Annotated in this window: 20 protein-coding genes; 13 read left to right on the forward strand and 7 right to left on the reverse strand. The window is 71.1% G+C overall.

Going from position 1 to position 23,985, the window contains the following annotated elements:
* Positions 1-141 precede the first annotated feature (141 nt).
* The 4 genes from purS to QMG73_RS00655 are packed head-to-tail and all read left to right on the forward strand — an operon-like array spanning position 142 to position 4,220.
* Positions 142-414, forward strand: coding sequence for a phosphoribosylformylglycinamidine synthase subunit PurS (gene purS, locus QMG73_RS00640; RefSeq protein WP_281891691.1), 273 nt, complete (start codon positions 142-144; stop codon positions 412-414).
* Positions 411-1,100, forward strand: coding sequence for a phosphoribosylformylglycinamidine synthase subunit PurQ (gene purQ / locus QMG73_RS00645; RefSeq protein ID WP_281891692.1), 690 nt, complete (start codon positions 411-413; stop codon positions 1,098-1,100). Before purS ends, purQ begins: the two co-directional genes overlap by 4 nt.
* On the forward strand, positions 1,097-3,472 hold the full coding sequence (purL, locus tag QMG73_RS00650; RefSeq protein WP_309299409.1) for a phosphoribosylformylglycinamidine synthase subunit PurL: 2,376 nt from the start codon (positions 1,097-1,099) through the stop codon (positions 3,470-3,472). The genes purQ and purL overlap by 4 nt, the downstream gene beginning before the upstream one ends.
* On the forward strand, positions 3,465-4,220 hold the full coding sequence (locus QMG73_RS00655; RefSeq protein WP_281891693.1) for a 2-phosphosulfolactate phosphatase: 756 nt from the start codon (positions 3,465-3,467) through the stop codon (positions 4,218-4,220). The genes purL and QMG73_RS00655 overlap by 8 nt, the downstream gene beginning before the upstream one ends.
* Before the next feature lie 67 nt (positions 4,221-4,287).
* On the opposite strand, the gene QMG73_RS00660 is transcribed toward QMG73_RS00655, so the two are convergent.
* On the reverse strand, positions 4,288-6,372 hold the full coding sequence (locus QMG73_RS00660) for a carboxypeptidase regulatory-like domain-containing protein (RefSeq protein WP_281891695.1): 2,085 nt from the start codon (positions 6,370-6,372) through the stop codon (positions 4,288-4,290).
* Between the two features lie 282 nt (positions 6,373-6,654).
* Here QMG73_RS00660 and QMG73_RS00665 point away from each other — a divergent pair, with 282 nt between their 5' ends.
* From QMG73_RS00665 to amcA, 5 genes are all read left to right on the forward strand, one after another.
* Positions 6,655-7,008, forward strand: a complete 354-nt coding sequence (locus QMG73_RS00665) for a sterol carrier family protein (RefSeq protein WP_281891696.1) — start codon at positions 6,655-6,657, stop codon at positions 7,006-7,008.
* Positions 7,009-7,130: 122 nt separating this feature from the next.
* On the forward strand, positions 7,131-8,696 hold the full coding sequence (gene purF, locus QMG73_RS00670) for an amidophosphoribosyltransferase (protein WP_281891698.1): 1,566 nt from the start codon (positions 7,131-7,133) through the stop codon (positions 8,694-8,696).
* A gap of 50 nt (positions 8,697-8,746) precedes the next feature.
* Positions 8,747-9,886: a phosphoribosylformylglycinamidine cyclo-ligase gene (purM, locus tag QMG73_RS00675; RefSeq protein ID WP_281891699.1), complete on the forward strand. Its 1,140-nt coding sequence runs from the start codon at positions 8,747-8,749 to the stop codon at positions 9,884-9,886.
* A gap of 89 nt (positions 9,887-9,975) precedes the next feature.
* A complete protein-coding gene (gene amcB / locus QMG73_RS00680; RefSeq protein WP_281892183.1) occupies positions 9,976-11,082 on the forward strand; it encodes a cyclophane-forming radical SAM peptide maturase AmcB in 1,107 nt (368 codons plus the stop codon).
* Positions 11,051-11,278, forward strand: coding sequence for a multiple cyclophane-containing RiPP AmcA (amcA, locus tag QMG73_RS00685; protein WP_281891700.1), 228 nt, complete (start codon positions 11,051-11,053; stop codon positions 11,276-11,278). The genes amcB and amcA overlap by 32 nt, the downstream gene beginning before the upstream one ends.
* A gap of 178 nt (positions 11,279-11,456) precedes the next feature.
* Here amcA and QMG73_RS00690 read toward each other — a convergent pair whose 3' ends face one another.
* Both QMG73_RS00690 and QMG73_RS00695 read right to left on the reverse strand, forming a co-directional pair.
* Complete coding sequence (locus QMG73_RS00690) at positions 11,457-11,660, reverse strand: DUF3073 domain-containing protein (RefSeq protein WP_281891702.1); 204 nt, start codon at positions 11,658-11,660, stop codon at positions 11,457-11,459.
* Between the two features lie 221 nt (positions 11,661-11,881).
* Complete coding sequence (locus QMG73_RS00695; RefSeq protein WP_281891703.1) at positions 11,882-12,961, reverse strand: Glu/Leu/Phe/Val dehydrogenase dimerization domain-containing protein; 1,080 nt, start codon at positions 12,959-12,961, stop codon at positions 11,882-11,884.
* A gap of 143 nt (positions 12,962-13,104) precedes the next feature.
* Here QMG73_RS00695 and QMG73_RS00700 point away from each other — a divergent pair, with 143 nt between their 5' ends.
* Together QMG73_RS00700 and QMG73_RS00705 are read left to right on the forward strand one after the other, a co-directional pair.
* Complete coding sequence (locus tag QMG73_RS00700) at positions 13,105-13,944, forward strand: hypothetical protein (RefSeq protein ID WP_281891704.1); 840 nt, start codon at positions 13,105-13,107, stop codon at positions 13,942-13,944.
* 257 nt (positions 13,945-14,201) lie between these two features.
* Positions 14,202-14,411 carry a BldC family transcriptional regulator gene (locus QMG73_RS00705; RefSeq protein WP_007073996.1) on the forward strand — a complete coding sequence of 70 codons (210 nt, stop codon included), beginning with the start codon at positions 14,202-14,204 and terminating at the stop codon, positions 14,409-14,411.
* A gap of 129 nt (positions 14,412-14,540) precedes the next feature.
* Here QMG73_RS00705 and QMG73_RS00710 read toward each other — a convergent pair whose 3' ends face one another.
* The 4 genes from QMG73_RS00710 to QMG73_RS00725 are packed head-to-tail and all read right to left on the reverse strand — an operon-like array spanning position 14,541 to position 22,039.
* Positions 14,541-15,221 (reverse strand): ABC transporter ATP-binding protein, encoded by a 681-nt coding sequence (locus QMG73_RS00710; RefSeq protein ID WP_281891706.1) that lies wholly within the window; start codon positions 15,219-15,221, stop codon positions 14,541-14,543.
* A complete protein-coding gene (locus QMG73_RS00715; protein ID WP_281891707.1) occupies positions 15,208-16,158 on the reverse strand; it encodes an ABC transporter ATP-binding protein in 951 nt (316 codons plus the stop codon). The genes QMG73_RS00710 and QMG73_RS00715 overlap by 14 nt, the downstream gene beginning before the upstream one ends.
* Complete coding sequence (locus tag QMG73_RS00720) at positions 16,155-18,812, reverse strand: FtsX-like permease family protein (RefSeq protein ID WP_281891709.1); 2,658 nt, start codon at positions 18,810-18,812, stop codon at positions 16,155-16,157. The genes QMG73_RS00715 and QMG73_RS00720 overlap by 4 nt, the downstream gene beginning before the upstream one ends.
* A complete protein-coding gene (locus QMG73_RS00725; protein WP_281891711.1) occupies positions 18,809-22,039 on the reverse strand; it encodes an FtsX-like permease family protein in 3,231 nt (1,076 codons plus the stop codon). Before QMG73_RS00725 ends, QMG73_RS00720 begins: the two co-directional genes overlap by 4 nt.
* A gap of 40 nt (positions 22,040-22,079) precedes the next feature.
* Here QMG73_RS00725 and QMG73_RS00730 point away from each other — a divergent pair, with 40 nt between their 5' ends.
* On the forward strand, positions 22,080-22,646 hold the full coding sequence (locus QMG73_RS00730; RefSeq protein ID WP_281891712.1) for a hypothetical protein: 567 nt from the start codon (positions 22,080-22,082) through the stop codon (positions 22,644-22,646).
* Positions 22,643-23,968, forward strand: a complete 1,326-nt coding sequence (locus QMG73_RS00735; protein ID WP_281891714.1) for a PrsW family intramembrane metalloprotease — start codon at positions 22,643-22,645, stop codon at positions 23,966-23,968. The genes QMG73_RS00730 and QMG73_RS00735 overlap by 4 nt, the downstream gene beginning before the upstream one ends.
* Positions 23,969-23,985 lie beyond the last annotated feature (17 nt).

Consider the following 23,985-nt stretch of genomic DNA (forward strand, 5'->3'; position numbering starts at 1 on the left):
CCGTGACCAGGACAGCCGGTGCAAGCTGCCCGCCCTCTACCAGGTACGCTTGGCACGCTTGTCCGGGGGCGGGGGGCGGCACCATTTTCGGCCCCGGCAGTCGATAGCGGCAGCGTCCGCGTACACAGTCAGGAGTGCCCAGTGGCTCGCGTCGTTGTCGACGTCATGCTCAAGCCGGAGATCCTTGATCCGCAGGGCCAGGCAGTCGCCAACGCGCTGCCAAGGCTCGGCGTCACCGACGTCGCGTCGGTGCGCATCGGCCGCCGGATCGAGATCGAATTCTCTGGCGAGCCAGACTTGGACCGTGCCCGGGAGATCGCCGACAAGCTGTTGGCCAACCCCGTGATCGAAGACTTCACCGTGCGTGTAGAGGCGGAGGAGCCGGCCGAGGAGCCTGTCGAGGCCCCGGCATGAGCGCGCGTATCGGTGTTGTCACGTTTCCCGGGTCGCTCGACGACGGCGACGCGGCACGTGGCGTGCGTCTCGCGGGCGGCGAAGCGGTTCGCCTCTGGCACGCCGACCCCGACCTGCACGGCGTCGACGCCGTCATCCTCCCGGGTGGCTTTTCCTACGGTGACTACCTGCGCGGCGGTGCGATCGCCCGGTTCGCCCCGGTGATGGAGTCGATCGCCGTGGCGGCGCGCGACGGCCTCCCGGTGCTCGGCATCTGCAACGGCTTCCAGATCCTCTGCGAGGCCCACCTGCTGCCGGGCGCGCTGACCCGCAACCAGCACCTGCACTTCCGAAACCGCGACCAGTGGTTGCGCGTCGAGGCCATCCAGCCCGTGTGGACCAACGCGTTCACCGACAGCCAGGAAGTGCTGATCCCCGTCAAGCACGGCGAAGGCCGATACGTCGCCGACCAGCGGACCCTCGAGGAGCTGGAGGCCAACGGCCAGGTGGTCGCCCGCTACATCCAGGGCAACCCCAACGGTTCCCTCAACGACATCGCGGCCATCAGCAACGCCGCCGGCAACGTGGTCGGCATCATGCCGCACCCGGAGCACGCGGTCGAGGCCCTGACCGGCCCGTCCATCGACGGGCTGGGCTTCTTCACGTCCGTACTCAAGCACCTTGCCGGCGCGGGGGCTCAGGCATGACCGAATTAACTGGCAATGTGCTGCAACAAGAAGAGGCACCGTCGGTGAATGTCGATGAGTTCGACGGCGGGCCCGACACGGTCCAGCGCGCCACGGCGACGCCGCAGGAGCTCCAGCCGTACGCCGAGCTCGGCCTGAAGGACGACGAGTACGAGCGCATCCGCGAGATCCTCGGCCGCCGGCCCACGCAGTCCGAGCTGGCCATGTACTCGATCATGTGGAGCGAGCACTGCTCCTACAAGTCGAGCAAGGTGCACCTGCGGCAGTTCGGGGAGAAGGCGCCACCCAGCGACCGGCTGCTCGCCGGCATCGGCGAAAACGCGGGCGTCATCCAGGTCACCGACGACCTCGCGGTCACGTTCAAGGTCGAGTCGCACAACCACCCCAGCTACGTCGAGCCGTACCAGGGCGCCGCGACCGGCGTCGGCGGCATCGTCCGCGACATCCTCGCCATGGGCGCGCGGCCCGTCGCGGTCATGGACCCGCTGCGGTTCGGCGCCGCCGACCACGAAGACACCGCCCGGGTACTGCCGGGTGTGGTGGCCGGCATCGGCGGTTACGGCAACTCCCTCGGTCTGCCCAACATCGGCGGCGAGGTCGTCTTCGACCCCTGCTACCAGGGCAACCCGCTCGTCAACGCGCTCTGCGTCGGCGTCCTGCCGGTCGACCGCCTGCAAAACAAGGCCGCCGCCGGCGTGGGCAACATCGTGGTGCTCATGGGCGCCAAGACCGGCCGCGACGGCATCGGTGGCGTGTCGGTACTCGCCAGTGCCACCTTCGACGACGAGAGCCAGCAGCGCCGCCCGTCCGTGCAGGTCGGCGACCCGTTCATGGAGAAGCTGCTCATCGAGGCGTGCCTGGAGCTGTACGACGCCAAGCTGGTGGTCGGCATCCAGGACCTCGGCGGCGCCGGCCTCACCTGCGCGCTCACCGAGACCGCCGCGGCGGCTGGCACCGGCATGACGGTCGCGCTCGACCGTGTGCCGCTGCGTGAGCCCTCGATGGCACCGCACGAGATCCTCGCGAGCGAGTCGCAGGAGCGCATGCTGCTGATCGTCGAGCCCACGCAGCTCGACGCGGTGCTGGCGATCGCCGAGAAGTGGGGCGTGATCGCCACCGCGATCGGCGAGGTCACGCCGCCCGGCCCAGACGGGCTGCCCGGCCGCCTCACGATCGACTGGCGTGGCCACACCGTGGTCGACGTGCCGCCCGGCTCGCTGGCCGACGACGGGCCGGTCTACGCCCGCCCGATACGCGAGCCCGCCGACCGCATCCTGCTCCAGGCCGACCGGGCCGAGACGCTGACGCGACCGTCCACACCGGAGGCGCTGCGCGAGACCCTGCTGCGCATGGTCGCCTCGCCCAACCTGTGCGACAAGAGCTGGGTCACCGAGCAGTACGACCGGTACGTCCTGGGCAACACCGTGCTCGCCCAGCCCGAAGACTCCGGTGTAATCCGGATCGACGAGCACAGCGGTCTCGGCGTGGCGCTGTCGGTCGACGGCAACGGCCGGTTCGCCCGGCTCGACCCGTACCAGGGCGCCAAGCTAGCCCTCGCCGAGGCGTACCGCAACGTGGCCGTCACCGGCGCTCGTCCGCTGGCCGTCACCAACTGCCTCAACTTCGGTTCACCCGAAGACCCCAGCGTGATGTGGCAGTTCGCCGAGGCCGTGCGCGGCCTGGCCGACGGCTGCGCCGAGCTGGGCATCCCGGTCACCGGTGGAAACGTCAGCTTCTACAACCAGACCGGGGCTGCGGCGATCCACCCGACGCCCGTCGTCGGCGTGCTCGGCGTGCTCGACGACGTCAGCCAGCGGGTGCCGATGGGCTTCCCCAAGCCGGCCAACCCCGAGGGCGACATCATCTTCCTGCTCGGCGAGACCCGGGTGGAGCTGTCCGGCTCGGAGTGGGCCTGGGTCACGCACGAGCACCTCGGTGGCGTGCCGCCCCGGGTCGACCTGCCGCGCGAGCGCACGCTCGCCACGGTCCTCGCGGAGGCCGCACGCGTCGGCCACCTGAGCGCCGCCCACGACCTCTCCGACGGCGGCCTCGCACAGGGCCTCGTCGAGGCGTGCCTGCGCAACGGTGTCGGCGCCCGCATCGCCCTGCCCGAGGAGCACACGGCCGGCTCGATGCCGTTCGCGTACCTGTTCAGCGAGTCGGCCAGCCGCGCCCTCGTCTCCGTGCCGCACGGCCAGGAGAAGGCGTTCACCGCGCTGTGCACCGAGCACGGTCTACCGTGGACGGCGCTCGGCGTGACCGATCAGAACGCTGGTGTCCTCGACATCCGCGACCAGTTCACGATCGGGCTCGACGAGCTGCGCGAGGCGTACACGTCGACGCTGCCGAAGCTTTTCGGCGGCGATGCCTGAGTCGGTCTACGCCCAGCCGGGCGCCGGAGTCCGCTTCGATTGGGGCTTGGCGGGCGCGGCCGAGCTAGGCCGGGTCTGCGCGGTACTGGTCGTGGTCGACGTGCTGTCGTTCACCACGGCTGTCGACGTGGCCGTCGGGCGTGGCATGCGGGTGCACCCATTTCCATGGGGAGCGCAGGCCGACGCATACGCCCGCCGGGTTGGCGCTGTCGCGGCCGTCGGGCGCAGCAAGGTCAGCCCGGACCGGCCGTGGTCACTGTCGCCGGCTGCCCTGCGGGCCGCGCCGGTCACACCCGAACTCGTGCTGCCATCGCCGAACGGCTCGGCGATCTCCGCCGCCGCAAGCGCCACCGGCATTCCGGTGGTGGCGGGCTGCGTCCGCAACGCACCCGCCGTCGCCCGCTGGCTCCTCCGGAGAGGGTACGGGAGCCTGCGTGCCCCGATCGGTGTGGTGGCCGCCGGTGAGCGGTGGCCCGACGAGGCCCTGCGACCCGGGGTGGAAGACCTGCTGGGCGCGGCAGCCGTGCTCAACGGCCTGATCGACGCGCCGGGAGGCCTCTCGGTCGAGGCGGCCGTGGCACTGGCCACCTACGCGAGCATCCCGGATGTGCCGGCGGCGATCAGAGGCTCGGTGTCGGGCCACGAACTCGTCAAGATCGGCTTCGGAGACGACGTGGAGATCGCTGTCCAGGCCGGCGAATCAGAGACGGTGCCGGTGCTGAGCAGCGGCGTCTTCGCCCCCGCCTAGCGCATTCCTCATGATCAGGGCGTCCCTCAAGTCGTTAGAGCAACTTGAGGGACGCCCTGATCACGGGTTAGTCGTCTAGCCAGTCCAGGGAGCGGCGCTCGCCTCGGCTGGCTGGCTGCTGCGGGCCGCCGCCACCGTGCCGACCCTGCTGAGGGCCGCCCTGTCCCTGGCCGCCCTGGTCGTAGTAGCCACCCTGCTGGTCGTACCCGCCGCCCTGCTGGTCGTAGCCACCACGCTGCTCGGGCACCCGGTCATAGCCGCCCTGCTGGTCGTATCCGCCACCGCCGCCGTAGCCGCCGCCCTGCTGCGGGGCGCCGTAGTTGCCGCCACCGCCGCCGTAACCGCCGTCGCCTTGGCCGTAGCCACCCTGCTCGTAGCCGTTGCCCGCGCTGGGCCGGCCGCCGTACGGGTCACTCTGCGGGCCGTAGCCGCCGCCCTGACCGTAACCGCCTTGCTCCGGCTCGGGCTGGTAGCCACCGCCCTGCTGCCCGCCGTACGCGCCGTTGTCGTAAGTCGGTGCCGAAGGCGGCTGGGGTGGGCCGTAGCCACCGCCGCCCGGGCCGGCGCCACCGCCGGTCCAGCGGCCGGTCGGCTCGTCGTACCGGTCGCCGCCGACGCGGGGGTCGCCGCCGTAGCCGCCGCCCTGCTGTGCGCCGTAGCCGCCACCGGGGCCACCGCCGTACTCGCCACGACCGCCGCCGTATCCGTCGTCGGCCGGCCGACCCGCGTACGGGGCGTCATCGCCGGGGCGACCGCCAGCGTAGGGGCCAGCGGGTGCCGCGGGGCTGCCGTAGCCGCCCGGTGCGGCCGGACCGCCATAACCGTTGGGGCCACCCGGGCCGCCGGGGCCAGCACCGTAACCGCCACCGCTGGTTGGGCCACCGGCTTGCGGGGCACCGTAACCGCCACCGCTGGTCGGGCCACCGGGCGGACCGCCGTAGCCACCGCTACCGCTCGTGGGGCCGTACTGGCCCGGACCGCCCTGCGGCTGACCGCCGTATCCGTTGGCCGGCGGCGGGCCGTACCCGTTGACCGGCTGGGTCGCGCCGTAGTTGTTGCCGACCTGGGTTGGCGCGCCATACGCGCCGTTGGCGCCTGGCCCCGCCCAGTCGGACTGCTGCGGACCGGGCGTCGCGGCCGGCATCGGCGCGCCGTACGGGTCCGGGTACTCGTCGACCACAGGGCTCTGCAGCATGGTGGGCGCGTCGGCAAGCGACGGCCGCCCGACCATCGTCGCGTCGGGCCCCGCACCAGCGCGGTTCGCGACGCGGGTGGCGTCGGGGCCGCCGTGGTACACACCCTGCGCACCCGGAACGCCAGGGCGCGGGCCCGGGCCACCGGAGCCGTCCGGCTCGTCCTCGTCGTCTTCGCCGTCATCCTGCTTGCGGCGGATGACGAGGAGCACGATCGCACCAACACCGAGCGCCACCAGCAGACCACCGACGATGATCAGCAGCCAGGAGCCCATGCCGCCGGATTCGTTGTTGGACGCGTTCTGAGTGTCGGGGTTGGCGGTGGCCTCGACCGAGGCCTCCTCTTCGGGAGCCGTGGACTCCTCGGGGCTCGGGGTGGCCGCGGCGCTCGCGGACGGCGACGCCGCCTTGGTCGACTTCAGCGACAAGGTGGGCACGGTCACGGACTGGCCGGCATTGCCGTTGACCTGCTTCTGGGCATTCTTGTAATCCGCGGCGCCGGCGCCGATGAAGAGCTCTCCGGCGGCGATCTGCTTGCCCTCGCAGGTGGTGAACTTGTAGTTGCCGGTGCTGTTCGTCGTGGCCGTGCAGTTACTGCCCTGCGAGTCGGCCAGCGCCACCGTCGCGCCCTCGATGCCCTCGCCGGTGGCGTCGTCGCGCACCTTGCCCGACACCTGCTTGACCGTCTGTGGCTGCTGCTCCTTGGCGGTGACCGTCAGAGAGAAGTTTTCGGTGGCGGCGTCTCGCTCGCTCACGACCCGCACGGTGACCTGCGTGCCGTTGGCCGCCGGGGCGCCGTCGGACGCGCGCAGGGTCAGCAGGTGGTTCTTCTGCTGGGCGACGTTGAGGCCGTCGACCCGACCGCACCCATCACTGCAACTGACCCCATTGGGCAGCCCGGTCAGGCTGACGTTGGCCGAGTTTTCCTCTGGGCTCGACGCCCTGATGCGCAATGTCACGGTCGCGTCACTACCCGCTGAAACCGTGACGGAGCTTGGACTAACGTCTACCTCGGCGGCGAGGGCCGGGGCCGCGGGGACGGCAACCAGGGCGCCAGCAGCCAGCGCCAAGACCACACCGGCGCGAAGCGACCAGGCCCGTCGGTGTGAAGTCACGTCCACCGCCTTCCGGTTATGCCATCCCGTGACGAGTCACCGTCGGCCACTATGCCTTGTTTGGGGGCGCGAGCGCGACCCAGGGGCGGAAGGAAGTGACGGATTAGCGGGTCGTATCGTCCCGACGTGTCCAGTGCGCACAATAAGTCCGCCGCAGTAGCGGCCACTCTCGCCGACATCGATGCCGGCCGCACACCGGACGCCGCCACACTCCGTGACGCCGTGCGGGCACTTCTGTCAGACCTCGCCAAGCGGGCTCCGGGACGTTCGGTAGAGGTGCGCGTACCACCCTACGGGGCGGTGCAGTGCGTACCCGGACCGCGACACACCAGGGGTACGCCACCAAACGTCGTGGAAATGGATCCCGTCACGTGGGTGCTTCTCGCGACCGGCCGGATGGGGTGGGACGAGGCGGTTACCCAGGGGCGGATCAGGGCCAGCGGCACCCGTGCTGACATTTCCGACTACATACCTATGTAACAACCGCGTGACATGACGTACACGGTGACGAGAGGCAGCCAAAAGGTGGCTCTCTGTTGTCGGCCTCGGCTCGCGTACACTGTGGCGACAGGAAGTCCCGGATCAGCACTGAGGAGCGGCAGGTGCCCCGAGGCGACGGCCGGTTGAGCCACGACCTCGACCCCCAACGGCCCGGCCCGCAAGATGCTTGCGGCGTGTTCGGTGTCTGGGCGCCGGGGGAAGAGGTGGCAAAGCTCACCTATTTCGGTCTGTACGCGCTGCAGCACCGTGGCCAGGAGGCGGCGGGCATCGCCGTCAGCGACGGCTCCGGCGTGGTGGTCTACAAGGATCTCGGCCTGGTGGCTCAGGTCTTCGACGAGCCGACCCTGGCGAGCCTGCGCGGATACCTCGCGATCGGGCACACCCGTTACTCCACGACGGGCGGCTCGACGTGGGAAAACGCGCAGCCGACCATCCGCGCGACCCCGGCCGGCACGACTATCGCCCTCGCTCACAACGGCAACCTGGTCAACACCGCCCAGCTCGCTCGTGACGCCGCCGAGCGCGGCGTCGAGTCCGACGGTGCGACCTCCGACACACCCCTCGTCACCGCACTGCTCGCGAGCCGCCCCGACCTCTCCGTCGAGGCCGCGGCCCTCGAGGTGCTGCCGACACTGCGCGGCGCGTTCAGTTTCGTCTTCATGGACGAGACCACGTTGTACGCCGCACGCGACGCACACGGCGTGCGCCCCCTGGTGCTGGGCCGGATGGAACGCGGCTGGGTGGTCGCGAGCGAGTCGGCGGCCCTCGACATCGTCGGCGCGTCGTTCGTGCGCGAGGTCGAGCCCGGCGAGCTCATCGCGATCGACGAGCACGGCCTGCGGTCCGCCCGCTTCGCGGTGCCCGAGCCCAAGGGCTGCCTCTTCGAGTACGTCTACATCGCCCGTCCCGACACGGCGATCGCCGGCCGCAACATCTACGCGGCCCGGGTCGAGATCGGCCGGCGGCTCGCCAAGGAGCACCCGGTCGAGGCCGACCTGGTGATCCCGGTGCCGGAGTCGGGCACGCCCGCCGCGATCGGCTATGCGGAGGGCTCCGGCATCACATACGGCGCCGGCCTGATGAAGAACCCGTACGTCGGGCGTACCTTCATCCAGCCGTCGCAGACCCTTCGCCAGCTCGGCATCCGCCTCAAGCTCAACCCGTTGCGCGACAACGTGCGCGGTAAGCGGGTCGTCGTCGTCGACGACTCGATCGTCCGCGGCAACACGCAGCGGGCGATCGTGCGCATGTTGCGCGAGGCCGGCGCGCTGGAGGTGCACGTCCGCATCTCGTCGCCGCCGGTCACCTGGCCCTGCTTCTACGGCATCGACTTCGCGACCCGGGCCGAGCTCCTCGCCAACGGCCTGGACGTCGAGGGCATCCGCCGTTCCATCGGCGCGGACACGCTCGGCTACGTGTCCCTGGCCGGTTTGATCGCCGCCACCGAGCAGCCGAAGACGCGCCTGTGCCGCGCCTGTTTCGACGGCGAATATCCGATCGAGCTGCCTGCCGGCAACCTCATCGGCAAGCACGTACTGGAAGGTGTCGACAAGCGGGTGGCCACACCGGCTGCCGACCAGTACGAGGCCGGAGCTGAGGGCTCCGGGTCGGGCAACCAGCCACTCGTCGCGAGCCCCGGTGGCGGCGACGCATTGCACCGCCCGTAGCAGAACCGCTACCCAACGCGGCAAGCCGCGAATGCACAAAGGGGAGAACCGTGACGCACGTGACCGAGCGCAGCAGCGCGGGCACCAGTGGGGGCGGACGCAACCGCCAGCCGTGGACCAGCCGTACCGGCCGCAAACGCACGGTCACGTACGCCGATGCCGGCGTGTCCATCCACGCCGGTGAGCGCGCGGTGGAGCTGCTGAAGTCCAAGGTGCACCGCACACTGCGGCCCGAGGTCATGGGCGACCTCGGCGGGTTCGCGGGCCTGTTCCGGCTCGACGTCGGCAAGTACAAGCACCCGATCCTCGCCTCGTCGACCGACGGCGTGGGCACCAAGCTCGTCATCGCGCAGCAGCTCGACATCCACGACACCGTCGGCATCGACCTGGTGGCCATGGTCGTCGACGACCTGGTGGCGTGCGGCGCCGAGCCGTTGTTCCTGCTCGACTACATCGCCTGCGGCGAGGTCGTGCCCGACAAGGTCGCCGAGATCGGCGCGGGTATCGCCGACGGCTGCCGGTACGCCGGCTGCGCGCTGCTCGGTGGCGAGACCGCGGAGCACCCGGGCGTCCTGCGCCCCGACGAGTACGACGTGTCCGCCACCGGCGTGGGTGTGGTCGAGGAGAGCGAGATCCTCGGGCGCGACCGGGTCGAGGTCGGCGACGTGGTGATCGCGATGCGTTCGTCCGGCCTGCACTCCAACGGCTTCTCGCTGGTGCGGCACGTGCTGCTGGGCGCGGGCCGGATGCGGCTCGACACCGTGGTGGAAGACTTCGGCCGGCAGCGGACCCTCGGCGAGGAGCTGCTCACGCCGACGAAGATCTACGCCCGCGACTGCCTCAAGCTGATCGAGGAGTGCGAGGTGCGCGCGCTCGCGCACGTCACCGGCGGCGGCATCCCGGGCAACCTGGTGCGCATCCTGCCGGAGCACGTCGACGCGGTCGTCAACCGGTCCACCTGGAAGCCTCAGCCGATCTTCGATCTGATCCAGGGCAAGGGCCGGATCGAAGACCCGGAGATGGAGTCGACGTTCAACATGGGCGTCGGCATGTTCGCCATCGTTTCGGCCGCCGACGCCGACCGGGCGCTGGCGTTCCTGGCGGGCCGCGGCATCGAGTCGTGGCAGGCCGGAGAGGTCATCGAAGGCACCGGAATGGTCCAGATGATCGGCCAGCACACTCGAGGCTGACAGACAACCCCCTTCACCCGACCGGGTATCCCGCCTAGCCTGGAACGACACGCACGGGGCGGAGGAGACGGTTGGCGGCGTTTAGCGGTATGCGCGGCATCGCCTCCGTGCCGACGTACGTGGTGATGCAGCCGACGACGCTGTGCAACCTCGACTGCGCGTACTGCTATCTGCCCTTGCGTGGTGCAGACCGCAGGATGCCGGCGGAGGTCGCGGCGGCAGTGGCCGGCGCGGTCAACGAGTGGGCCGCGAGCGGCCGCTTCTCGGTGGTGTGGCACGGCGGCGAGCCTCTCGCCGCCGGCCGCGATCACTTCGCCGCGCTGCTCGCGCCGTTCGACGCGGGGGTCGAGCACCACATCCAGACGAACGCGACGCTGATCGACGACGCGTGGTGCGACTTCTTCGCGGAGCACCAGATCCGGGTGAGCATCAGCGTCGACGGTCCGCGCGAGCGAAACACCGACCGGGTCACCCGTGGCGGCAAGCCGTCGTACGACCGCATCGTGCGCGGCATCGAGGCGCTGCGCCGGCACGGCATCGACTTCTCGGCGCTGTGTGTCGTGGCGCAGCCGGCACCGGGGCTTGCCAGCGAGCTGTACGACTACTTCCTCGACCTGGGCTGCGACGTGCTGGGCATCAACATCGAGGAACTGGAAGGGGTCAACGCGCGGTCGAACGCGCGCGATCCGGCGGCGGTCACCGCCTTCTGGGCGGAGCTGGTCGCCGCGTGGCGGCGGGAGCCGCGCATCCACATCCGTGAGGTGGAGTGGTCACTGCGGTACGCCGCCGCGGTCCTCGACGGCACCGCTGACGACGTGCTTCCCCGCCAACTCGACCCGATCCCGACGGTCGGATACGACGGCTCGGTGGTGCTGCTCTCCCCCGAGCTGGCTGGGTTCTCCCATCCTCACTATGGCGACTTCACCAGCGGAAACGTACTCTCGACGCCACTGCCGGAGATCATCGCGAACGCAGCCGACCGCACGACGTGGATAGCCGAATTCCTCGCCGGCGTGGAGGCCTGCCGGACGAGTTGCGCGTACTTCGGCTTCTGTGGCGGTGCTCACGCCGCCAACCGCTACTTCGAGCACGGGCGTTTTGACGGTACGGAGACCGATCACTGCCGCAACAGCAAGATGCGCCTACTAGAGGGAGTGTTGGACCATGCCCGAGACCACGAGCCGTCGCCAGCCTGACGCCGTACTCGATCCGGTGGCGGAGCGGGTCCACGAGGCGCGGGCAGGCTTGACCGCGCTACTGGCGGAGGCCGCCGAGGCGAGACGCCAGCGGTCTGAGACGACGGATGGCGGCGGTGACTCAGGAGCGGTGTGCGCCTGGAACCACTTCGAGAACATCCCGACGTTCTACAACTGGAACAACCGTCCTCGCTGACCGAGGAAGGCACACCAATCAAGGGCAAAGGCGCGTGGTCACGAGATAGACCACGTGCCTCTGCCCTTGATTGCTGAATGGCCGCCGGGCGAGGGACGCAAAGCGCACCGCGACGAACCGCTAGGACACGACACGCAGGAGCACGCGGTGGTGCCGCGTGCTCGGTCGTGCCTGCGGATCAGCGGGCGCGAGGCGCCCAGTCGTCCGGCTCGTCTTCGTCGTCTTCGTCGACAAACTGGTTGTCGTCGTCGACAAAGTCACGGTCTGGCTTGCCGCTGCCGGAAAGTTCTCGCTGCAAGGCGGCGAGGTCGGTGTTCGGGGAGTGGTACTTCAACTCCCGGGCCACCTTTGTCTGCTTGGCCTTAGCACGGCCGCGCCCCATGGCTCGACCCCCTCGCACAGAATTCGGGGCAGCCCGAAGGCGGGCCCCGATGACGTCAGGCATCTCTCGTGGGTCTTACGGTACATGGGGATGCCCCGGTTCGGCATCTCGGGTTACCCCCGCCACCCTCCGGCGCGTCGCAGGCGGGTCCGGAAGCGCCAGTTCTGTTCGGTAAGGACCGATCCGGGGCATCAACCATGACCGTACGGCCAGGACTGGGCCTAGGCCAGATGGATCGTCCGGAGCCGGCCCACTTCGGCCATCCGCCGCTCCGCGAGGCGGTCGGCGGCGACGGCCGGCGGTACGCCCTCGGCGTCAGCGAGCCGCAGGATGTCGCGGGTGGTGTCGTAGATCCGGTTGGCCCGCAGTTTCGCGCGCTCGAAGTTGAAGCCCTCGATCTCGTCCGCGACCTGGATCACACCACCCGCGTTCACGACGTAGTCGGGCGCGTAGAGGATGCCGCGATCGGCGAGCACCTTCTCGATGCCCGGGTGGGCGAGCTGGTTGTTGGCACCGCCGGCGACCACCTTCGCGCGCAGTGCCGCGACCGAGTCGTCATTCAGCGCGCCGCCGAGGGCGCATGGCGCGTACACGTCGATGTCGGACGTGATGAGCGCGTCCGCGTCGGCGACGAGATCGACCTGCGGGTACGTCTCGCGAGCCCAGGCGAGTGCCTTCTCGCTCACGTCGGTGGCGACCACCGCGGCACCGTCTTCGAGAAGGTGGCGGGTCAGCACCTTGCCCACCTTGCCCAGACCCGCGACACCGACCCGCCGGCCGGCCAGCGTGGGGGTACCCCACATGTGCTCGGCGGCGGCACGCATGCCCTGGAAGACGCCCCACGCGGTCAGGATCGACGAGTCGCCGGCTCCGCCGTGCTCGACGCTGCGCCCGGTGACGAACCGCGTCTCGCGAGCCACCACATCCATGTCGGCGACGTAGGTGCCGACGTCGCAGGCCGTGTAGTAGCGGCCGTTCAGCGACTGCACGAAGCGCCCGTACGCCCGCAGCAGCGCCTCGCTCTTGCCCTGCTCCGGGTCGCCCCAGATGACCGCCTTGCCGCCACCGTGGTCGAGCCCGGCGAGCGCGTTCTTGTACGCCATGCCGCGCGACAGGTCGAGCACGTCCCGGAGCGCGTCGTCTTCCGTGGCGTACGGGTAGAAGCGGGTGCCGCCCAGCGCGGGGCCGAGCGCGGTGGAGTAGATGCCGATGATCGCCTTCAGCCCGGTCGGCTTGTCGTGACAGAAGACGACCTGTTCGTGGCCGCTGGACTCCTGGTCTTCGTTGGCGAATACGCCCATTGCTGCTCCCTTGTGAGGCGCGTTGCGGGTGTGGGCCGGCCGGGGTGCCGCCGGCTCTCCTGTCGAGCCTAGTGCCGGGTTTCTGATCGCCGGATAGGCGACGCCACCGACGGCGAAGTCACGATTCGTGGGAGGATCGCGCCGTGCCGTCGCTGTTCGCTTCGTACCTTCGGGTCTATGAGCCGCTGACCGCCTTCGACCGGGATCGCCAGGTTTTCTGGCGACGTTATGTCCGGGAGGGCCGGGCGATCGCGCCGACCGACGGCCCCGGACGGCAACGGACGGCCGTGATCGAGGCCCTGGGCGCCGGCTGGACGAGGCTGCCGGACCTGCCCGATGAGGCGTACGTCCTGGAAGCCGACGACACTCTCCTGGTCTGCCCCTGGAACCTGCGCGTACGGGTCGCTGAGGCGGCACTCAGCGCCCGCGATGGCGTGCCGTCGGTGCTCGCCGATGCCTTCGTGCCGCCGATCCTGGCGGGGCAGGCCAAAGCGATCGTCGAAGACTGGCGCAACGGCGCGAAGGTGCTCGAACGCGGCGTGCCCCGGGTGCACGAGCAGATCGCGACGTGGGGCGTGCCGCTGCGGTGGTTCGTCTTCGTCGACGCGGAGGAGCGTGAGCTGATCATCCGTCAGGGGCGGCGGGCGCTCCGGTACCGGACGGAGATCTCCAAGGCTCGGCGGCGCGCGCACCGGGGCGTCTCGGTACTGCGCAAGTCGGTGGGCGACGCACCGATCACCGAGGCGGTCGAAGAGGGCGCCCGATGGCTCGAGGAGTTCCACCCGCGGTCGGTGGTCGAGCTCGACTATGGAGGTCTCGTCGACCTCCTGCCGGACGACGCCCTAGAAGCGGATGATTCCCCCAAATTGGTCGCCGCCGGGCTGGCCGGTTTGTCCCGTGGTGACGCCGACGCGGCCACCGAGGCGTACGAGAAGCTGGTCGCGCGCTGGCGGGCCGTGCAGTTGCTGGAACGTTGTAATTAGTCCGGATTCCTGCATACTGGGCACGCTCCCAAAGTGAGATAGCCTCGTAGTACTTCAAACACGAAGCGTGACTAAGCGTCCAAATATGGCGGTATCTGACCCTCAAAGTCCGGATAAATCAGTCATTGCTCATCCGTCTATCCAGGGACGTTCGGCCGTTCGGCCCATGTCGGACATCGGGGACTAGCCGGACCATGGGAGACGCGTCGGCCGGCGGGACCCCGGCCGATGTCTATAGGTATGTGGAGGAGTGACCGATGGCATCGCGTACGCACGAACCAGAGCCGCTACTTACGCCGGCCGAGGTGGCGTCGATGTTCCGAGTCGACCCGAAGACCGTGACACGGTGGGCAAAGGCGGGCAAGCTCAGCGCAATTCGGACGCTGGGTGGCCACCGGCGTTACCGCGAGTCTGAGGTTCGCGCTCTGCTGCAGGGCCAGATTCCCCAGCAGCGTCAGGGCGACTGACTTTTAGCGCTCGTAATCGATCTCCGAGTCAGGGGCGGGACACCTGGAAACAGGTACCCCGCCCCTAACTCGTACCTGCGTGATCAGGGCGTCCCTGAAGTCGTTAGAACGACTTGAGGGACGCCCTGATCACGCGAGGGCCGCAGGCGCGAGCAGGGCGCCGTCGCGGAGTTGGACGACCCGGTCGGCGACGTCGATCAGCGAGGCGTCGTGGGTCGCCACCAGCGCGGTCATCCCCCGCGACCGCACCAGCGCCCGCAGCAGATTCATGATCGAACGTCCGGTCTCGGAGTCGAGCTGGCCGGTCGGTTCGTCCGCGATCAGCAGCTTCGGATCGTTGGCCAGCGCCCGCGCGATCGCCACCCGCTGCTGCTGCCCACCCGACAGCTCGTACGGCCGCTGGCCCGCGTGCGCGCCCAGCCCCACCAGCTCCAGCAGCATCGTGACCCGCTCGTCGCGCTGCGCCGCCGGTACCTTGGCCAGCCGCAGCGGTACACCCACGTTTTCGGCCGCTGAGAGGATCGGAATCAGGCCGAAGGACTGAAAAACAAAGCCGATCGTGCCCCGGCGCAGTTCGAGCAGCTGCGACTCGCTCGCGGCGGTGATGTCGTGCCCGGCGACCACCACCCGGCCGGCGGTCGGCCTGTCGAGGCCGCCGATCAGATTGAGCAGCGTGGTCTTGCCCGCGCCGGAGCGGCCACGGACAGCCACCAGCTCACCGGGCTCGGCCGCGAAGCTCACGTCGCGTACCGCGTGCACCACACGCTTGCCGGCGCCGAAGTCCCGGCTGAGGCCCTCAACTATTACCACTGCGCACCTCGATGTGGTCGGGTTCCAGGTTGAGCCTGACCCGGTCGCGCAGCGACAGGGCGTCGACGAACGGCACCGGAAGCTGCATCCGGCCGCTGCGGTCCAGTACCGCGTATTCCTCGGTGACCAGCTCGTGCGACCCGTCTTCGGCGACCCGCGCGGACCGGCGTACCTCCGACGCGGTCCGGCCGTCGCGGATGGCGATGGTGCGGCGGACCTGCGACGACACCTGATGATCGTGGGTGACCACCACGATCGTCACGCCCAGCTCGGCGTTGATGGTGCGCAACGCGCCGAAGACCTCGGCCGCCGTGGCCTCGTCGAGCTCACCGGTCGGCTCGTCGGCGAAGAGCACCTCAGGGTCGTTGGCCACCGCGACGGCCACCGCGCACCGCTGCTGCTCGCCACCGCTCATCTGCCCCGGTCGCCGGTCGGCGCAGTGGGCGACACCCACCAACTCCAGCAGCTCCTCGGCACGGGCCCGGTTGCGCCGGCGCCTGGCGAGCCGCAGCGGCAGCTCGACGTTTTCCCGCGCGGTGAGATAGGGCAGCAGGTTGCGCCCGGTCTGCTGCCAGACGAAACCGACCGTGTGCCGCCGGTACGCCAGCCGGCGCTTCGCGGACAGGCCGAGCAGGTCGTAGCCCGCCACCCGGGCGAGGCCCGCGGTGGGCACGTCGAGCCCGGAGAGGATGTTGAGCATCGTCGACTTGCCGGATCCGGACGCACCGACGATGGCCAGCAGCTCACCGCGGTCGACCACCAGGTCGAGCCCCTGCAGGGCGACCACCTCGACGCCGTCGGTCTTGAAGATGCGCACGAGGCCGTCGCAGACGATGTGCCCGCTGAGCCGGTCGTGGCCGCCCGCCCGCGCGGCGGCCCGCTCGGCCGCGCGGCGTTCAAGGTCGGCGAGGTCGGGTACCTCCGTGGCAGCAGTCACGAGCTCTCCTCTCCCACGCGGAGCACCTCGCCGAGGCGCAGCCGCCGGTTGATCAGATTTTCCATCAGGACCGCGGTGGCCAGGCCAATGACGACCAAGGCGAGCACCGCCGCACCCACGAGCGGGTCGAGGTACGTCCGGACGGCCTCGCCGGACGTGAAGGTGGACAGGCCGAGCGCCGGTCCGAGCGCAGCGGGCAGGAGCGTGCCAACCAGCCCGCCCGCGATCACCGCGATGCCCGCGAGCGGCACGAGTTCGTACACCAGCAGCCCGCGCCCCTGCCCAGCGGACATGCCCAGCGTCCGCAGCCGGGAGAGCACCCGCCCGCGCTGCGGCGCGCCTGACAGCACCGTGAACCCGACCGCCAGCAGGGCCAGCACGCTGGCGCCCACGGTGCCAGTGAGGAACGCGAAGCTGAGCACGTCGTTCGCGCCGGTGCGGTCGAGGCCGTCCCGGTACCCGGGCCAGGTCGTGATCGAGGTCCGCGACGGCACCATGCGCACCGTGACCGCGTACTCCCGCTGGCCCTCGTCGGCGGCCGCCAGCAACGCGCCCTGGTCGAACCGGTCGCCGGCAATCAGGAAGCGGTTCGGCAGCAGCGGCGACGCCTTCTCCGGCAGCGCCTGCCAGGGCAGGACGACGAACCGGCGAGAGGTGAGGTCGATGCCCGGGAAGCTGTCGACCACCGCACCGGCGGTGAAGTCGTACGCGGCGCCACGCACCTGTACCGACCCACCGTCGCCGATCTCCGCGGCGAGGCCGGCCGAGACCACCGCCGGCACCGGTCCCTCGCCCGGCTTGGCCGCGCTCAACGCGCCGGGCAGCCGTACGTCGACCCCGCTCGCCTTGACCACCTCGGCGAACCTGCTCCCGTCGACGACGAGCACCTGCGCCTGCGTGAGGTCGTTCGCAGTCGACCGCACGGTCGTGCCCGCGGCGAAGGCCACCGGCGCGACCGCCGCCACGCCCGGTACCTCGGCCAGCCGCTCGGCGGTGCCCGCGGCGAAGACGTAGCCGTTGAGCACGGCGTCCGCCGGTACGTCGTGGTTGGCCGCCCGGTCGCGCGCGTCGTCGACGGCGGTGAAGACCGCGCCGCTGAAGATGCCCGTGCTGATCGCGATCACAAGCACGGCCAGCGGGCCGGCCGTGACCGGACCGCCCCGGCCGGCCCGGGCCAAGCCGATGAACGCCACCGCACCCCGGGCCCCCGCGGTGAGCCGGCCCAACTGGCGCAAGGGCCACGGGAAGATCCGCAACGCGACGAGCGCCGCGCCGGTCGCCAGCAGCACCGGTACCGCCGACAGGAACGGGTCGACGCCCCGCTCGGCGGTCAGCCCGCGCTGGCGCAGCAGATACGCCCCCAGTACGGCCACCACCAGCACGAACACCTCTGCGGTCAACCGGCGCACCGACGGCTTGTGCCGGGTCAGGTCGTGCCGGCGGGTGACGAAGGTCAGCCTGCGCTGGCCCGCCGCCGCCAGCACCGGTACCGCCAGCGTGGCGACCACGCCGATCACGAGGGCGAGCCACTCCATGGCGCTGGGCCGCCCGGGCGCCAGCCGGCCCAGGAGCCACCCCGCGACCGTGGCGGCCGGTACGACGACAACCGCCTCGGCCAGCGTGCGCCCGCCGATCGCGAGCACGGCACCCCCACGCGCCCGCAGCAACGCGAACTCGGACCGCCGGCGCTCCACCGCCAGACTCGCCGCCAAGGCGATCAGGCCGAACAGGGTGGCCAGCAACCCGGCCTGCACGACGGCCAGCAGCGCCTGCACGGCCCGCAGCTGGTCGGTGAAGCGGGCGAGGTTGCTGTCGAGCGCGGAGGTCACCGTACTCAGGGCAGGGGGCTGGCGCTTGACCTGTGCCAGGGCGGCCGTCACCGCGTCCAGGTCGCCACTGTCGAGCCGGTTCTCATCGATCCGGTACCGCCACGAGTAGCTCAGCGCTCGCAGCCGCTCGGCCGCGATCGTCATGCCCATGTGATCCGTGACCGCGATGCTCCGGGGCGGTACGTCGGGCGGGAGGCCGGGGAACGGCTCCAGCGCCAGCCTCATGTCGTCCCAGACCGGGGCGGTGGCGTCCAGCGGCTCGAAGATCCCGACCACGACCGCCGGGAGCGGCCTCGGGTCGGCCGCGGTCACCGGCAGTACCGAGCCGACCGTGACACCGAGCGCCCGCGCCACCGCTGCCGAAAGCGCGATCTCCACCTGGGGCGCGGACTCCTCGGTCGCCGGCCACCGCCCCGACGTGATCCGGCCCGCTTCCTCAACCCCGGTCTGCGTGCGCAGCCCGAAGTCGACAACCGGTCCCGAGCCCACACGGGTGCTGACCCGGTCCGGGCCGGTGCTCGCCGCGAACCACTTGTCGCCGATCAAGCCGGGCAGCGGCTGCGGCAGCGTCGCGCGGTACCGGTCGAGCTCGGCTTGGGCCCTCGCCACGATCAGGGCGTCTCCGAATGGCTGCGGCTTCTGCGAAAGGGTGAGGTCACGGGCGGCTGTCGGCAGCCTGCGGACGTCCTCCCGAAGTGCCCGGTCAGCGAGATCGTTGGCCATTCGCGGCGCGCCCGTGACAAGCGCGGCGGCGCCCGCCGCGAGTACCGCCAACAGCAGGAACTGGCCGACGAACACCCGCACCCGGTGAAGTACCTGGATCACGTGTCGGCTCCGATCCTGAGCTGGGCAGCGGCCAGGCGTTGTCGAACCGTGGTGGCTACCAGGGCGCTCAGCACGAGCGTCAACCCCAGCAGTCCCGCCGCGGTCGCGAGCACCGGCGTCCAAGCGATGTCGAGCAGCGGCTCGGGCACCGGGCGGGCCGCCGATGGGGTGAGGATGACGAGCGGTGCCATCGTGGCGGCGACCGCGATCCCGACGGCCGCCCCGGCGAGCACCCCGATGCCCGCGAGGAAAACCTGCTCGGCGAGGAGCGACCGGGCCAGCAGGCGCGGCCCGGCACCCAGCGTGTGCAGGACGGCCAGTTCGTTGACCCGCCTTCGCGCGGTGGCTCGCATCTCCACGCCGACCCCGGTGCCGGCGAGCAGGATCGCGCCCAGCGCGGCGGCGAACAGGGCCGCGCGTGCTCCGACGCCGTACGGGTCGCGGCTGGCGTCGGCGGCGAGGGTGACCCGGTCGAGTACCTCCATCCCGGCGAGCTTGGCCGCGGCGTCAGCGGCCACGGCGTGCTCGCCGGGCCGGGTCGCGAGCCACCACTCCTGTGGTTGTCGCACGGTGCCGTGTTCGTAGAACATCTCGGCTGCCAGCGCCGCCCGGTCGACCAGCATCGCGGAGGCACCCGCCGTTCCCGGTACCGCCGCCACACTGCCCGCGACCCGGACGTCGACCTCGGACTGGCCCAGCGTCAGCCTTGTCTTGTCGCCGACGCCCATCCGCAGGCCCGCGAGCGCCTCGGGCGTGGCCACCAGCGGCACCGTGCCGGCCGCGCGCTGGCGGGTCACGACGAGGTGCGTGGCGCTGTTGATGCCCCAACCGCCCTGCGACACCGACTCGTACCCGATCGACAGGTCGGGCTTGATGCCCACTTTGCCGCCGGACCGGTCGCGGGCCTGCCAGGGACCGGCGCCGGGAAGGTCGACGGCGGCCGCGCCGACCCGCAGCGACCTGACCTGCCAGTTCACGATCATGTCGCTCGCGCCCCGGGTGTCGACCAAGAAGCCGGCGAGCTTGGCGGGTTGGAAAGTGGCCAGGTCGATCGAGAAGCGCAGCGGCTGGCCGGTGCGGCTCTGGCCAAGCGGCACCCGGTGGTACCCGGTCGCCGTCGCGAAGACCGCCTCCGTGGCCACGGGCGGCTCGACCACCACGAACGGCGGCGCCTCCCACCGGGACAGTCCGGTGACCACCTCGCCGGTCAGGCGGTCACCCGCCGGCAGGTCGACGGTCGGGGCGTCGACCGGCTCTTCCATGCCGGCGAAGAGCCCACCGGGAGCGATATCTTTCCGCGCGCGCATGACGTCGCGGGCGGCTCGCGTGTCGACGACCACCACCGAGGTCTCCTCCTCGCTGCCGTCCTGGCGCAGGCTCTCCCGCCAGCCGGACGCGGCGGCGGCGACGCCGGGCAGCTTCGTCACCTGCTCGGCACGGCCGTCGGGTGGGAGGTTTCCAAGCTCGGTCAGCCGCAGGTCGGCGCCCACCTGGTGGTCGACCTGATCGACCTGCGACTGCTCGGCGGTACTGGCCAGGCACCAGGCCAGCGTGCTCACCGCCACCGCGAGCGCCAGCAGGAGCACCGGACCCGCCTGCGGCCGCCGGCCCGCCTGCCACATGCCGAGCACCGTCGCTGTCCAGTTCCGCCGGGCGACGTACCGCTCCGCGAACCGGGTCACCGGTGGCAGTACCCGCAGCGCCACCACCGCGCCGGCGAGCACGCCGAGCGTCGGGGTGGCCGCCAGCAGCGGGTCGATGCCGAGGCCCGCGCTGGTGAGCGGCGACGAGTACTGCCGAAGCTGCACCCAGCCGAGAACGGCCAGCCCGATCAGTGCCAGGTCGAAGCCGACCCGCTGCGCCGCCGCCCACCGGGTCGGCCGGGACCGGGCGGCCAGCTCGGCCACGTACGTGCTGCCCCGGCGCAGGCTCGGGCCCACCATGGCGAGCGCGCATCCGGTGGCGGCCGCCGCGGCGACCAGCCAGGTCAGGGCGTCGAGCCGGGGCGCGAGCTGGAGGACTCCCTCGGTCAGGACCGGTGCCCGGTCGGCCTGCCGAAGCACTTCGGTCGCCAGGATCGGCGCGAGCGCGGCCGCTGGCAGTACGACCAGTGCCGACTCGCGGATCGCCAGGCCGGCGAGCTGCACGCGGGCGGCTCCACGCGCCCGCAGGAGGGCGGTCTCGCCCCGGCGGTGCTCGTTGAGCAGCCCTGCGACCAATATCAGGGCGTACCCGCCGAGCACGACCATGAGGAGCATCGGCGTGACGAGCGCGGACCGGCCCACCAGGTCGGCTCGTTCCTGCCGGTCGGCGAGCTGGTCGATCCGCGACGTCACCAGGCCCGACGACCCGAAGCCGACCTCTGTGGCGAGGTTCGTGGTGAGGCTGTTGGCGTCACGGCGCGCGGCTTGCAGCCCGGCGACGTCGGCGCCGACCAGGTCCGGCTCGATCAGCCAGGCGGCCGACGCGGTCGTCGCGAATCCGGCGCGGAAGTCGTCGGGCGTCACCACCAGTGGCCCGTACGTCGAGGACGACGGCAGTTGGCCATCGGCGACCCCGGGTACCAGCAGCCAGAACGGGTCGGTGAGGTCACGGGGGCGCCAGATGCCACTGACCGTGACGCTGCCGACCTTCTTGCTCAGCCGGTCGGTGATCTCGATCGGGTCTCCCACCTCGGCCCGCAGGGTGGCGGCCGCCGCCTCGGCCAGCGTGGCCTGCACCGGGGCGGCTCCCGGCTGCGGCCACGCGCCGGCTATCAGGTCGGCGTGCTCGGGCAGCCCTTCGAGGAAGAGCACGGACGCGAAGACCACGCCGTCCGCGTTCGGCACGGCTCCACCCGTGTCGCCGCTGAGCTGCCGCCCGGTCGCGTACCCGGCCGCGATGACCTGGGTGTCGAAGCCGGCGAGTCCACCCGCGAGCTTGTCCCGGAGTGTCCGATCTCGCTCGGACAGCTGGGTCGGTGACCCGGCCGGGCCCTGCACCAGTACCGAGCGCTCGTCGGGCGCCGACGAGAGGATCGCGCTACGAGCGCCCGCGTCGACCACGTCTCTGCTGTAGTCCGCAAGGCCGGTGAGCAGCACGGTAGCGATGAGGGTGGCCCCGGTGGCGGCCAGCAGGAGGCTCTTCGCCGCGCGAGCCCTGCGAAATACCAGCGTCACGTGGATGTTGAGCGGCTGGCCGGCGTGGAAGGTTCGCTTGGTTACCTGAACGTGATAGACCGTTCCCAAACACCGAACGAGATTGGGTCGTTACCGCTAGCTTCGATGCATGAGGGTGGCGCGGGGCCGGCTGCTGTCGAATCTCTGCGGCAGCCTCGGCATCCTGCTCACGCTGGGCCTGATCTACGCCGGCCTGCCCGCTCTCGACCGTTCGCTGCCCGCCGACCGGCCGGTGTCCACTGACCGGCCCTACACGGTGGGCGGCGGGGTCACCGTCGTGCCGCCGGCCGGCGCGAAGATCGACGTGACACAGACCCGTCCCAGCGCCCGGCAGGGCACGGTGCTCTTCGTCCTCGGCAAGGTCCGCTACGTGCTGGTGGTCACCCCGTTCCGGGGCGACCTCCACGCGGCTACCGACCGCCTCATCCGCAAGATCGCCAGAGCGGGTGGGCATCAGATCGCCGGGTCGGAGCGGGGCGTCGACACCACCGCCGGCCTGTACGGGCGGCAGGGCGACTACACCGCGAAGGACCGCGGCGGCCGGTACGCGGTGTTCCTCGTCGACGGCGTGTCCATCGAGGTGACGGTCAGCGGCGACGGCGCCGACCTGAACCGGGTCTCCGACGAGATCGCCGCCAGCACCCGCACCATCGCGTACCGGGGCGGCACCTCGTGACAGCCGTGGCGGGCCGGCCCGAGGACGCCAGCGGGGCGAGCGTGCCGCGCAGTGCTCGCACGGCACCGGTACACCCGACGCCGGTGTGGGCGGTGGCTCGCAAGTCGCTGCTGCTGCCCGCGTTCTGGCTGGTCGCGATCCTGCTCGCGGTCGGCGCCGTGCATCTTGTCTCGATCCTGCGGGACGCGTTCCTCGAGTACCCGAAGGCGACCACCCTCACGGTGGCCCTCTTCGCGGTGTACGCGATCCCCTTCTGGCTCTTCGTCGGCGCCCTCGACTACCTGGAGCGTGAGCCGCCGCTGCTGCTCGCCACGGCGTTCGGGTGGGGTGGCCTCGTCGCCACGATGGTCGCCATCCCCGGCAACACCGCCGTGCACAACCTGCTCGCCAAGGTGTACTCGCCGGAGTTCGCCGCCTCGTGGGGGCCGGCCATCGCCGGCCCCACCATCGAGGAGACCGCGCGGGTGCTCGGCGTCGTCGCGATCGTCCTCATCGCACACGCGCAGATCAACAGCATCCTGGACGGCGTCATCTACGGTGCGCTGGTCGGGCTCGGCTTCCAGGTGGTCGAAGACATCGTGTACGCCGTTGGCGCCGTCGACATCGCCGGGCGGGGCGACGACGTGGGCCCGGTGTTCGCCACGTTCTTCGTGCGGGGCTTCCTCGCGGGGCTGTGGAGCCACACCCTCTTCGGGGCGCTGGCCGGGTTCGGCGTCGGCTACCTCGTGGTACGCGGTGACCGGTCGCTCGCGCGGCGGGCGGGTATCGCGGCGCTCGCGCTCGGCGGCGCCTGGGCCTGTCACTTCGTGTGGAATTCGCCGCTGCTCGCCGTCGAGGTCGGCGACAACGGGTACGCGCTGATCGCGGTGCTGCTGGCCAAGGGCATCCCGCCGCTGCTGATGATCCTGCTACTGGTGCGCTCGGCTCGGCACCGGGAGGCGGACTTCTACATTCAGCAGCTCGTCGACCTTCACGATCCGAACATCGCGACACCGGCCGAACTGCACGTGCTCAGCATGGGTCACCTGCGTGCCAACGCGCGCCGGCACGCGTACGGCCGGGCGGGCACCGCGGGCCGGCGGGCGGTGCGCCGGATCCAGCGGGCACAGGCGCGGCTGGCGGTCGCCGTGAGCCGCTCCGACCCGATCGCCGTCGACCGCTGGCGCACCGAGGTACTGGCGCAGCGGGGCAGGCTGCGGGTACTCGGCCATCCCGAGGCGGCCGCGCCAGACGAACGTACCGGCTCGATGCGCCGCCGGATGCTGTACCTACTCATCGGCATAGCGGTGATGGCGGCTCTTTGCACCGCCGCCCTTTTGTGATCAGGGCGCCCGGTCCG

It is taken from the genome of Phytohabitans aurantiacus, from assembly GCF_027923225.1.
Lineage (GTDB): Bacteria > Actinomycetota > Actinomycetes > Mycobacteriales > Micromonosporaceae > Phytohabitans > Phytohabitans aurantiacus.